The organism is Paraburkholderia sp. J41 (genome assembly GCF_905220235.1).
GTDB lineage: Bacteria > Pseudomonadota > Gammaproteobacteria > Burkholderiales > Burkholderiaceae > Paraburkholderia.
Map to the genome: position 1 here is coordinate 56641 of NZ_CAJMZE010000021.1, position 11708 is coordinate 68348.

At 66.1% G+C, this 11708-nt stretch carries 11 protein-coding genes; 6 read left to right on the forward strand and 5 right to left on the reverse strand.

Features of this window, described 5'->3' with window-relative positions:
- Positions 1-26 precede the first annotated feature (26 nt).
- The 6 genes from U5805_RS21250 (at position 27) to U5805_RS21275 (ending at position 6208) form a co-directional block, all read left to right on the forward strand.
- Positions 27-779 (forward strand): pyrimidine 5'-nucleotidase, encoded by a 753-nt coding sequence (locus U5805_RS21250; RefSeq protein WP_322105467.1) that lies wholly within the window; start codon positions 27-29, stop codon positions 777-779.
- Positions 780-830: 51 nt separating this feature from the next.
- Positions 831-1550, forward strand: a complete 720-nt coding sequence (slmA, locus tag U5805_RS21255) for a nucleoid occlusion factor SlmA (protein WP_322105468.1) — start codon at positions 831-833, stop codon at positions 1548-1550.
- A gap of 261 nt (positions 1551-1811) precedes the next feature.
- On the forward strand, positions 1812-2957 hold the full coding sequence (gene metX / locus U5805_RS21260) for a homoserine O-succinyltransferase MetX (protein WP_322105469.1): 1146 nt from the start codon (positions 1812-1814) through the stop codon (positions 2955-2957).
- Positions 2954-3562 carry a methionine biosynthesis protein MetW gene (gene metW / locus U5805_RS21265; protein WP_112170109.1) on the forward strand — a complete coding sequence of 203 codons (609 nt, stop codon included), beginning with the start codon at positions 2954-2956 and terminating at the stop codon, positions 3560-3562. The genes metX and metW overlap by 4 nt, the downstream gene beginning before the upstream one ends.
- Before the next feature lie 67 nt (positions 3563-3629).
- Positions 3630-5009, forward strand: coding sequence for an AmpG family muropeptide MFS transporter (locus U5805_RS21270; RefSeq protein ID WP_322105470.1), 1380 nt, complete (start codon positions 3630-3632; stop codon positions 5007-5009).
- Positions 5006-6208 carry a M48 family metallopeptidase gene (locus tag U5805_RS21275; protein WP_322105471.1) on the forward strand — a complete coding sequence of 401 codons (1203 nt, stop codon included), beginning with the start codon at positions 5006-5008 and terminating at the stop codon, positions 6206-6208. The genes U5805_RS21270 and U5805_RS21275 overlap by 4 nt, the downstream gene beginning before the upstream one ends.
- A gap of 24 nt (positions 6209-6232) precedes the next feature.
- Here the strand turns inward: U5805_RS21275 and U5805_RS21280 are convergent, their stop codons facing one another.
- From U5805_RS21280 to gatC, 5 genes are all read right to left on the reverse strand, one after another.
- Positions 6233-7012 (reverse strand): exodeoxyribonuclease III, encoded by a 780-nt coding sequence (locus tag U5805_RS21280; RefSeq protein ID WP_322105472.1) that lies wholly within the window; start codon positions 7010-7012, stop codon positions 6233-6235.
- Between the two features lie 82 nt (positions 7013-7094).
- The gene (locus tag U5805_RS21285; RefSeq protein WP_322105473.1) at positions 7095-7958 is read right to left on the reverse strand and encodes a PPK2 family polyphosphate kinase; all 864 of its coding nucleotides are present in this window, start codon (positions 7956-7958) and stop codon (positions 7095-7097) included.
- Positions 7959-8057: 99 nt separating this feature from the next.
- Positions 8058-9545, reverse strand: a complete 1488-nt coding sequence (gene gatB / locus U5805_RS21290; RefSeq protein ID WP_322105474.1) for an Asp-tRNA(Asn)/Glu-tRNA(Gln) amidotransferase subunit GatB — start codon at positions 9543-9545, stop codon at positions 8058-8060.
- Positions 9542-11044, reverse strand: a complete 1503-nt coding sequence (gene gatA / locus U5805_RS21295; protein WP_322105475.1) for an Asp-tRNA(Asn)/Glu-tRNA(Gln) amidotransferase subunit GatA — start codon at positions 11042-11044, stop codon at positions 9542-9544. The genes gatB and gatA overlap by 4 nt, the downstream gene beginning before the upstream one ends.
- 206 nt (positions 11045-11250) lie before the next feature.
- Positions 11251-11550, reverse strand: coding sequence for an Asp-tRNA(Asn)/Glu-tRNA(Gln) amidotransferase subunit GatC (gene gatC / locus U5805_RS21300; protein WP_322105476.1), 300 nt, complete (start codon positions 11548-11550; stop codon positions 11251-11253).
- Positions 11551-11708 lie beyond the last annotated feature (158 nt).

Sequence of the window (11708 nt, forward strand, 5' to 3'; positions counted from 1 at the left end):
CGCGCCGCCCACGTTCCCGACGCACCATGACCGTCTCACGCCCGATCCTCCGGCGCAGGCCCCGGCGCGTCGCCCATGCGGCCGGCGCGCCCGGCCAGCGCACGCCGGTCTGGCTGTTCGATCTCGACAACACGCTGCACGGCGCGTCGCGCGCGATCTTTCCCGCCATCAACGCGGGCATGACGCAGTACATCATGGACGCGCTGGGCGTCTCGCGCGAACACGCCGATCACCTGCGCACGAGCTACACGCGCCGCTACGGCGCGACGCTTCTGGGCCTCGCGCGCCATCATCCCGTCGATCCGCACGACTTCCTCAAGTACGTGCATACCTTCGACGACCTGCACGCGATGGTGCATGCCGAGCGCGGCGTCGCACGCCTTCTCGCGGCGCTGCCGGGCCGCAAGATCGTGCTGACCAACGCGCCCGAGGCCTACGCGCGCGCGGTGCTCGCGGCGGTGGGCATCGAGCGCGTATTCGAGCGCGTGATCGCCGTGGAGAACATGCGCAGCCCGCGCGGCCACTGGCGCGCCAAGCCCGACCGCGCGATGCTGCGCGCCAAGCTGCGCGAGGCCGGCGTGCCGCTGCGCGACGCGATTCTCGTCGAAGACACGCGCAGCCACTTGAAGGACTACCGGCGGCTCGGCATCCGCACCGTGTGGATCACGGGGCATTTGCCCGCGCACGCGCGCGGCACCGGCCGGCCGCACTATGTCGACCGTAGCATTCGTTCGCTAAAATCGCTGAAACCAGGCTTGCAGCCGCGACGCTCGAAGTAAAACGGGGGAGCGCCGGACCCGCGGCAAGAGGCCAGACCGAGGACGCCATTCATGCAGCCGACCGAAACGCGTGAAGCAGTCGCAGCAGCGGAATTGCCGGGCGACGATTCGCCGGGCGACGCATCGCCGGGCGAAGTCCGCCGCGGCAGCCGGCCGAAGCCGGGCGAGCGCCGCATCCACATTCTCCAGACGCTCGCCGCCATGCTCGAGGCGCCGCGCGGCGAGAAGATCACCACCGCCGCGCTGGCCGCGCGCCTGGGCGTGTCCGAGGCGGCGCTCTATCGCCATTTCGCGAGCAAGGCGCAGATGTACGAGGGGCTCATCGACTTCATCGAGCAGACGCTTTTCGGCCTCATCAACCAGATCGTCGAAAAGGAGCCGGGCGGCGTGCAGCAGGCGCGCGCGATCGCGCTGATGCTCCTGAACTTCGCCGCGCGCAACGCCGGCATGACGCGCGTGCTGACCTGCGAGGCGCTCGTGGGCGAGCACGAACGCCTTGCCGAGCGCGTGAACCAGATGCTCGACCGCGTGGAGGCGTCGCTGCGCCAGTGCCTGCGCGTCGATCTCGCGCAGGAGGCGGAACGCCGCGCCGCGTCGCCGGGAACGGATCTGCCTCGCGCGCAAGCCGCGACGCGGAGCAACGATGCCGCCGTGCGCGCGAATCTGGTGCTCCGCTACGTGATCGGCTGCTGGCATCGCTATGCGCAAAGCGGTTTCACGCGCTCGCCGGCCGAACACGCCGACGAGCAGATCCGCATCATGCTTCGATAGCGAACTCTCCGGCGGCGGCGCGCATGGCGGCGCGCGCCAGGCAGGCCGCCGCATCGCTTTGCACATTTTCCGATATACTTCCCGTTCCTTTTGCAATACCACGCGCCGATTTGCTGACTCGATTGCGGGCGCGTGAACACCGGCAGGCTTCTTCCGGCGTTCGATATAAATGCGGCTAAAGAGGTCGTCAGCCGCGCCAACCTTTTCGCACTCCGCGCCCGCCGACACCGTTTAGCCGCCCGAAAAACCTAGGCGGAACGAATGGAATCGATCGGTATCGTCGCTCCTCAAACCCTGCATTTCGACGCGCCCCTGCAATTGCAGAACGGCACGGCGCTGTCCGGCTACGACCTCGTGGTCGAAACCTACGGCACGCTCAACGCCGCGCGCAGCAACGCCGTGCTCGTCTGTCACGCGCTCAACGCCTCGCATCACGTCGCGGGCGTCTACGCGGACAATCCGAAAGACGTCGGCTGGTGGGACAACATGGTAGGCCCCGGCAAGCCGCTCGACACCAACCGCTTCTTCGTGATCGGCGTGAACAATCTGGGCTCGTGCTTCGGCTCGACCGGCCCGATGAGCGTCGACCCGGCCACGGGCCAGCCTTACGGCGCGAAGTTTCCGGTCGTGACCGTCGAAGACTGGGTGGACGCGCAGGCGCGCGTGGCCGACCGCTTCGGCATCGAAAAATTCGCGGCGGTGATGGGCGGCAGCCTGGGCGGCATGCAGGCGCTCGCGTGGAGCCTGCGCTATCCCGAGCGCCTCGACCATTGCATCGTGATCGCCTCCACACCCAAGCTTTCGGCGCAGAACATCGCGTTCAACGAAGTGGCGCGCTCGGCCATCCTCTCCGACCCGGACTTCCACGGCGGCGACTACTACGCGCACGGCGTGAAACCGCGCCGCGGCCTGCGCGTCGCGCGCATGATCGGCCACATCACCTATCTTTCCGACGACGACATGGCCGAGAAGTTCGGCCGCGCGCTGCGCCGCGCCGAAGGCGCCGTCGACGCCTATAACTTCAACTTCGACGTGGAATTCGAAGTGGAGTCGTACTTGCGCTATCAAGGCGACAAGTTCGCCGATTACTTCGACGCCAACACGTATCTGCTCATCACGCGCGCGCTCGATTACTTCGATCCGGCCAAGGCGTTCGACGGCGATCTCACGCGCGCGCTCGCGCACACCAAAGCGAAGTATCTGGTGGCGAGCTTCGCGACCGATTGGCGTTTCGCGCCCGCGCGCTCGCGCGAACTGGTGAAGGCGCTGCTCGATCACAAGCGTCAGGTGACCTACGCCGAAATCGACGCGCCGCACGGCCACGACGCTTTCCTGCTCGACGACGCGCGCTATCACAACGTGGTGCGCGCTTACTACGAACGCATTGCCGCTGAGGTGGGCGCATGAACCAGAGCGCTTTCGACAGTCTTTCCGCCCGTCCCGACTTTCGCACCATCGCGCGCTGGATCGAACCGCGCGCCAAAGTGCTCGACCTCGGTTGCGGCGACGGCTCGCTGCTTTCGCTGCTCACCGAGGAACTCGAATGCACGGGCTACGGCATCGAGATCAACGACGCGGGCGTGCTCGCCTCGGTGAAGAACGGCATCAACGTGATCCAGCAGAATCTGGAAGACGGCTTGCGCCTGTTCGAAGACGCGAGCTTCGACTTCGCGATTCTCTCGCAAACCTTGCAGACCATTCACCAGACCGCCGCGATCCTGCGCGAGACGGCGCGCGTGGGCAAGGAATGCATCGTCTCGTTCCCGAACTTCGGCTACTGGCCGCACCGGCTTTCGGTGCTGCGCGGGCGCATGCCCGTTTCGAAGTCGCTGCCCTACCAGTGGCACAACACGCCGAACGTGCGCGTGCTCACGGTAAAGGACTTCGAGGCGCTCGCGCCCGAGGTGGGCATCGAAATTCTCGATCGCGCGGTGCTCCACGGGGGCCAGACCGTTCGATGGGGCGTGAACTGGCGTGGTAGTCTTGCGGTCTATCGCGTGAGGAAAAAATGACGCCGTGCGCGGCGTCGCGTGTTTTTCCGCCCTCGACCGACCCACACCGCCGCCGCTCACGCTCGACATGCCGAATCCGCCGCACGAGGCACCCTCTCTCAACGCTCACGAAACTCACCCCGGCTGGCGTGCGTATCTGAATACGCACATGCTGATCTGCGTCTTTCTCGGCTTCACGTCGGGGCTGCCGCTATTCACGCTCGTTTATCTCGTGCAGGCCTGGCTGCGCTCGGAAGGCGTGAATCTCAAGGAAATCGGCCTCTTCGCGCTGATCCAGTTTCCCTATACGTGGAAATTCGTCTGGGCGCCGCTCATGGACCGCTACGTGCCGCGCCTGCCCGGCTGGAAGCCGGGGCGGCGGCGCGGCTGGATGCTCGTCACGCAAATTCTCGTGGCGCTCGCGATCGGCGCGCTCGGCTATGTCTCGCCGAAGGAGTCGATTCTTGCCGCGGCCGCGCTCACGGCGCTCGTGGCGTTCTTCGGCGCGAGCCAGGACATCGCCATCGACGCCTATCGCCGCGAACTGCTGCGCGACACGGAGCAAGGCCTCGGCAACGCCGTACACGTGAACGCGTACAAGATCGCCGCGCTCGTGCCCGGCTCGCTCGCGCTGATCCTCTCCGACCATCTGCCGTGGAGCACGGTGTTCGTCGTCACGGCCGCGTTCATGATTCCCGGCATGATCATGACGCTCGTGGTGCGCGAGCCCGAGGTGCATGGCGCGCCGCCGAAGAAGCTGGGCGAAGCCATCGTGCAGCCGTTCGCCGAATTCGTGCGCCGCGACGGCCTCGCGGTCGCGCTGTTCGTGCTCGCGTTCATCTTCCTCTACAAGCTCGGCGACACGATGGCCACCACGCTTTCGACGTCGTTCTTTCTCGACATCGGCTTCTCGCGCACCGAGATCGGCGTGATCGCCAAGATGACGGCGTTCGGCGCGAGCCTCGCGGGCGGCATTATCGGCGGCGTGGCGCTCGTGAAGATCGGCATCGGGCGCGGCCTGTGGATTTTCGGTTTCCTGCAAATGGTGTCGACGCTCGGCTTCGCGTGGCTCGCGCAGCTGCACGACGGGTCGGCGTCGCTCGCGGCCATTCAGGACGCCACGGTGGCCGTGAATCGTCTGCTCGCTTCGGCCGTCAACGCGCAGATCACGCTCGATCCGCGCGCCGTGGCGCTCGCGCTGGTGTACGGCTTCGAGACCTTCGCCACGGGTTTGACGCTCGCCGCGTTCACGGCCTATATCGCCAGCACGACCGATCCGCGTTATACGGCCACGCAGTTCGCGCTGTTCACGAGCCTCGCCTCGGTGCCGCGCACGCTCGCTTCGGCGGCGAGCGGCTACGTGGTCGCGCGGATCGGCTGGTTCGACTACTTCATCGTATGCACGGCGCTCGCCGTACCGGGTATGCTCCTGCTCATTCGTATCGCCCCATGGAGAATCCGGTCGTGAGGCAGCATCAGACCGCCGTGTCACGCAACACGCGGAACGCGGTTTCTACGCGTGCGCCGCAGCGTGCGCCGCAGCGAGCGCCGCAGCGCACCGCGCGCCCGCGCGGGCGTTGGTCGGCGCGGGCGCTGACGCGTTTCGCGGCGCAGCTTCTCGCGCAACTCCTCGCGCTCTCGGCGGCGCTGCCCGCATGGCGCGTCGCGCAAGCCGCCGACAACGCCGCGACCACCAGCGCTCCGGCGGCGCAGCCGTCGAGCGCCGAAGCCCCCGCCGCCAACAGCGCGGCCGCCGGGGCAACCAGCGGCGGCGCCGCGGGCAACGCCGGCGCATCCGGCAGCGCGCCCGCCGCCAATGTCCAGAACGCCCAGAGCACCTCGAACGCGCCGAACACGGGCCGCGTCGTGCGCTTCGGCAACAGCGCCGTGTATCGCAACCTGATTCCCTCGCCGATGCTGGAAGCGCAGGCCGCGTCCGAATTCAACGAGATCGTGCGCGGCGCGGCGCATTCGAATCGCCTTTACCCCGACAGCGACCCGCGTGTGCAACGCACGCGCGCCTTCGTCGACCGGCTCGCGCCCTATGCGGTGAAATGGAGCGATCGCGTCAAGAGCTGGAAGTGGGAAGTCGCGGTGATCCGCTCGACGGATATCCGCATGTACTGCCTGCCGGGCGGCAAAATCGTCGTGTACGGCGGGCTGCTCGACCGCGTGAAGCTCAACGACAACGAGTTCGGCATGCTGCTCGGCCACGAGATCGCGCATGCGGTGCGCGAGCACGTGCGCGAGCGCCTTGGCGAGCAGCAAGCCGCGCAGATCGAATCGGGCAGCGTGCCGCAGTTGTTCGGTCTCGCCGATCTGGGCGTGTTCCCGCTCGGCATCGGCTCGCAGCTCGTGGAAATGCATTACGGCCGCGCCGACGAAACCGAAGCCGACGTGATCGGCGGCGACATTGCCGCGCGCGCCGGTTTCGACCCGCGCGCGGCGCTCACGCTCTGGGACAAGCTCGCCGTGGCCACGCGCGCCGACCGCGATCAGGGCTTCATCTACGTGCATCCGTACACGAGCGCGCGCCGCGCCGACATCGCCAAGCGTCTTGTCGACATGATGCCGCTCTACGCCAAGGCCATCGGCAAGCCGCTCGACGCGCTGCCCGACTACGAAGGCATGGCCGTGCCGCAGCGGCGCAAGCTCGCCGGGCAATAAGGCCGGCACGCCCGCGCGGCGGCCTCAGCGCTCGACCGTGTAGTCGTAGTCGATCGTGAGCGGCGCGTGGTCGCTGAACTTGATGTCCTTGAAGATGGACGTGTGCTTCGCCTTGTGCGCGATGCCCGGCGTGGCGATCTGATAGTCGATGCGCCACCCCACGTTCTTCGCGTAGGCCTGGCCGCGATTGCTCCACCACGTGTACTGCTCGGCGCGCGTGTCGAGCGTGCGGAACACGTCGACATAGCCCACGTCGTCGAACAGTTGGGTAAGCCACGCGCGCTCCTCGGGCAGGCAACCCGAGTTCTTCTGGTTGCCCTTCCAGTTCTTGATGTCGATTTCCTTGTGGACGATGTTCACGTCGCCGCACACGATCACTTCGCGCTCCCGCGCGAGTTCGGCCAGATGCGGCATGAATTCGTCCATGAAACGGTACTTCGCGGCCTGGCGCTCCTCGCCGCTCGAACCCGAAGGCACGTACACCGAAATCACCGAAAGCTTGCCGAAGCGCGTTTCCACGTAGCGGCCCTCGGGATCGAACTCGGCGCTGCCGAAGCCGATGATCACGTCGTCGGGCTCGTGGCGCGAGTACACGCCCGCGCCGCTGTAGCCCTTCTTCACCGCGTGCTGGAAGTAGCCCTTGAAGTCGTGCGGCGCGAGGAATTCGGGCGTCATGTCGTCCTGCGAGCATTTGATTTCCTGCACGCAGAGCACGTCGGCCTTTTGCTCGCCGAACCATTCGAAAAAGCCCTTTTTCGCCGCCGAGCGGATGCCGTTCAGATTCGCGGTGATCACACGCAACATGTCGTTTTCCTCTTGATTTGCGATGCCTCGCGGCGCGAGGCGGGTGCATCGGGTTGCATCGGGTTTTCGCCGGCCCGCACGTTCAATCTATCTTCACGCCCTTCAGTTCGGACTTGGCCGGCGGATATTCGAGCTTGAGTCCGTCCATCAAACGCAGCAGCAGCTCGGCGACCATCACGTTGCGATGCGTCTTGGAGTCGGCGGGCACGACGTACCACGGCGCGCAGGGCGTCGAAGTGGCCGCGAGCAGATCGCCGTAAGCGGCCTGATAGGCGTCCCAGTGCTTGCGCGCTTCGAGATCGGAAAGATCGAACTTCCAGTGTTTCGTTTCGTCGTCGATGCGCGCTTGCAGGCGGCGCTTCTGCTCGTCCTTCGAGATGTGCAGCATGCATTTCACGATGGTCGTGCCGCTCTGCGCGAGCAGGGCTTCGAAGTCGCGAATCTGCCGGTAGCGGCGCTCGCATTCGGCCTGATCGATCTGCCCGGTCACGCGCGGCACGAGCACGTCTTCGTAATGGCTGCGATTGAAGATCGCGAGTTCGCCGGCCGCGGGCGCCTGGGCATGCACGCGCCAGAGAAAGTCGTGCGCCGCCTCGATGGCCGTGGGCGCGCGAAACGGCACGATGCGCAGGCCGAGCGGATCGACCTCCTGAAACACGCCGCGAATGGTGCCGTCCTTGCCGCTCGTGTCCATGCCTTGCAGCACGAGCAGCACACGTTGATGGCGCTGCGCGTGCAGGCGTTCCTGCTGCACGTCGAGCAGCTTGCCGATTGCGGAGAGGCGCGCGCGGTCGCCGTCCTTGCTGCCCGTCGAAAACGGTTTCGCGCCCGGATCGAGCGCCTCGAGCGCGAACCCGGCCGCTGCCTGCTTGTCGCCGAAAAACGGCACGCGGTAATCATCCAGATTCGCATCAAGCTTCGCGGCGGGTTTCGGGGTCTTCGGCATGCTTTTCACCTCGTCATGAAACGACGAGGCGGCGTCACACGTCACGCGCAACGCCGCCTTCGCTCAATGCAACTGGCACGAATCCGTGCCTTCGCTCGATCAGCCCAGCTTCTTCTTGAGCAGCTCGTTGACCTGCTGCGGATTCGCCTTGCCCTTGGTGGCCTTCATCGCCTGGCCGATCAGCGCGTTGAACGCCTTTTCCTTGCCCGCGCGGAATTCTTCCACCGACTTCGCGTTCGCGGCCAGCACTTCGTCGATGATGGCTTCGAGCGCGCCGGTGTCCGAAATCTGCTTGAGGCCCTTCGCCTCGATGATGCGGTCGGCGGCGGCTTCGTCCGTGGCCTTCTCGTCCCACATCGCAAGGAACACTTCCTTCGCGATCTTGTTCGAGATCGTGCCGTCGGCGATGCGCGCGAGCAGCAGCGCGAATTGCGCGGCCGAGACTGGCGACGCTTCGATGTCCAGACCTTCGCGGTTCAGTTGCGACGAGACTTCGCCCATCAGCCAGTTCGCGGCGGCCTTCGCCTGGCCTTTGTCGCCATTCGCGCCGGCCTTCGCGACCACGGCCTCGAAATACGCCGCCATCGCCTTGCTCGACGTGAGCACGTTCGCGTCGTACGCCGTCACGCCGTACTGCTCGACGAAGCGCGCCTGCATGGTGGCGGGCAGTTCGGGCATCTCGCCCTTCACGCGCTCGACCCAGGCCGCGTCGATCACGAGCGGCATCAGGTCGGGGTCGGGGAAATAGCGGTAGTCGTGCGCGTCTTCCTTGCTGCGCATCGAACGCGTTTCGCGCTTGTCCGGGTCGTAGAGGCGCGTTTCCTGCACCACCGTGCCGCCGTCCTCGATCAGTTCGACCTGGCGGCGCACTTCGTACTGGATCGCTTCTTCGAGGAAGCGGAACGAGTTCAGGTTCTTGATCTCGGCGCGCGTGCCGAATTCCTTCTGGCCGACCGGGCGCACGGACACGTTCGCGTCGCAGCGGAACGAGCCTTCCTGCATGTTGCCGTCGCAGATGCCGAGCCACACGACGAGCGTGTGCAGCGCCTTCGCATACGCAACCGCTTCGGCGGCGCTGCGCATTTCAGGTTCCGTAACGATTTCGAGCAGCGGCGTGCCGGCGCGATTCAGGTCGATGCCGGTCATGCCCGCGAAGTCTTCGTGCAGCGACTTGCCCGCGTCCTCTTCCAGGTGCGCGCGCGTGAGATTGACGGTTTTCTCGTACGCTTGCCGGCCGGCCTTTTCGTTGGCGGGAACCTGAATGGTGATTTTGCCGCCCTGCACGACCGGAATCTCGTACTGGCTGATCTGATAGCCCTTCGGCAAATCGGGGTAGAAGTAGTTCTTGCGCGCGAAGATGCTGCGCGGCGCGACCGTCGCGCCGATCGCGAGACCGAAGCGGATCGCGCGCTCCACGGCGCCGCGGTTCATCACGGGCAGCACGCCCGGCAGCGCGAGATCGACGGGACAGGCCTGCGAGTTGGGCGCCGCGCCGAACTGCGTCGATGCGCCCGAAAAGATCTTCGACGCCGTGGACAACTGCGCGTGCGTCTCAAGACCGATAACGACTTCCCATTGCGTGCTCATGCTTGCACCCCTGCCACTGCCGGCGCCTTGCGATGCCATTCGGTCGCGCGCTGGAACGCGTCGGCGACTTGCAGCATGCGGGCCTCGTTGAAATAGTTGCCGACGATCTGGAGACCGACGGGCCGCTGCGCGTTCGCGCCCGCGCCGAAGCCGCACGGCACGCTCATGCCGGGCAGGCCCGCGAGGCTCGTCGAGAGCGTGTAGATGTCGGCGAGGTACATCTGCACGGGATCGTCGCCCTTCGCGCCGATGTCCCACGCCACACTGGGCGCGACCGGCCCCATGATGACGTCGCACTGCCTGAACGCTTCCTGGAAGTCGTTCGCGATGATGCGCCGGATCTTCTGCGCTTGCAGGTAGTACGCGTCGTAATAGCCGTGCGAGAGCACGTAGGCGCCCACCAGAATGCGGCGCTTCACTTCGGGGCCGAAACCTTCCGCGCGCGACTTCTTGTACATGTCGAGCAGATCGCCGTACTGCGCCGCGCGATGGCCGAAGCGCACGCCGTCGAAGCGCGAAAGGTTCGACGAGGCTTCCGCCGGCGCGATCACGTAGTACACGGGAATCGACAGCTCGGTTTTCGGCAGCGAGACTTCCACGAGCGTGGCGCCGAGCGACTCGCAGGTCTTGAGCGCGGCGTCGATGGCGGCGCGCACGTCGTCGGCGAGACCCGCGCCGAAGTATTCCTTCGGCAGGCCGATGCGCAAACCCGCGAGCGGTTTGCCGGCGCCGGCGTCCTCGCCCCAGGATTTGCCAAGAAAGCGCGTGTAGTCTTCGTCGTCGCGTTGCAGGCTCGTGGAATCGCGCTCGTCGAAGCCGGCCATGGCGTTCAGGAGCAGCGCGCAGTCGGCGGCGTCGCGCGCCATCGGGCCGCCCTGGTCGAGCGACGAGGCGAACGCGATCATGCCGTAACGCGACACGCGGCCATACGTGGGCTTGATGCCCGTGATGCCCGAGAACGACGCGGGCTGACGGATCGAGCCGCCGGTGTCGGTGCCCGTGGCGGCGGGCGCGAGGCGCGCGGCCACGGCCGCGGCGGAGCCGCCCGACGAGCCGCCCGGCACGGCCCTGGTGTCCCACGGGTTCTTCACCGCGCCGAAGAACGAGTTCTCGTTCGACGAGCCCATCGCGAATTCGTCCATGTTGGTCTTGCCGAGGCAGACCATGCCCGCGCGCTCGAGCCGCTCGACCACGGTGGCGTCGAACGGGCTCACATAGTTTGCAAGCATGTGCGAGCCGGCCGTCGAACGCCAGTTGCGCGTGACGAACACGTCCTTGTGCGCGAGCGGCAGGCCCGCGAGCGGGCCGGCGTGGCCCGAGTGCAGCAGCGCGTCGGCGGCCCTTGCCTGCGCGAGCGTCAATTCGGGATTGACGTCGACGAAGGCGTTCAGGTCCTTGTGCGCCTCGATGCGGCCCAGAAAGTGCTGGGCCAGCTCGACTGCGGAGCATTCCTTCGCGGCCAGCGCGGCGCGCAGTTCGGTCAAGCTTTTGTCATGCATTGCGTGATTCCTGAAAGAACGTCACGGTGTATTCGGCGATGAATCCGGCGCGGGCGGCGCCGTTCGAGAGCGCCGCGCCCGGCCGTGGCGGACGCGCGTTTCGAAACTTCGGAGTCCATGCCGTTTTTCTCGCGTGTTTCGCGTGTTTTTCGAATCGTTCCGACGACTCGAAGGATTTCGAAAATAGCTAAAAAGTGCTGCGCGGTTTACTCAATCACGCGCGGCACGAGGTAAAGTCCGTCCTGCACCGCGGGCGCGGGACGTTGCAGCGCCGCGCGGTCGACGACTTCGGTCACGGCGTCTTCGCGCAAACGCAGCGCAACATCCTCGATCTGCTCGATCGGATGGGCGAGCGGCGCGATGCCGGTCGTGTCCACGGCCTGCATCTGCTCGACGAGGCCGAAGAAGCCGTTTAGCTGGTCGAGCGTGTTGGCGGCTTCGGCGTCGGCCAGTTCGAGGCGCGCGAGGTGCGCGATACGCTTCACATCGTTCAGGGTCAGGGCCATGCGGTCACCGAAAAAGTGGCTGCGGCAGTGCGGAAATCCAGTGCTGCAACAGCGGTTTATTGCGCCGGATCCGGCGATGGAGGAAAGCTTCGACGAGGTCAAAAACTGCCTCCCGGATCCTGCAAAACAGGCAAAATTATAAGGTATCATTACGCGTT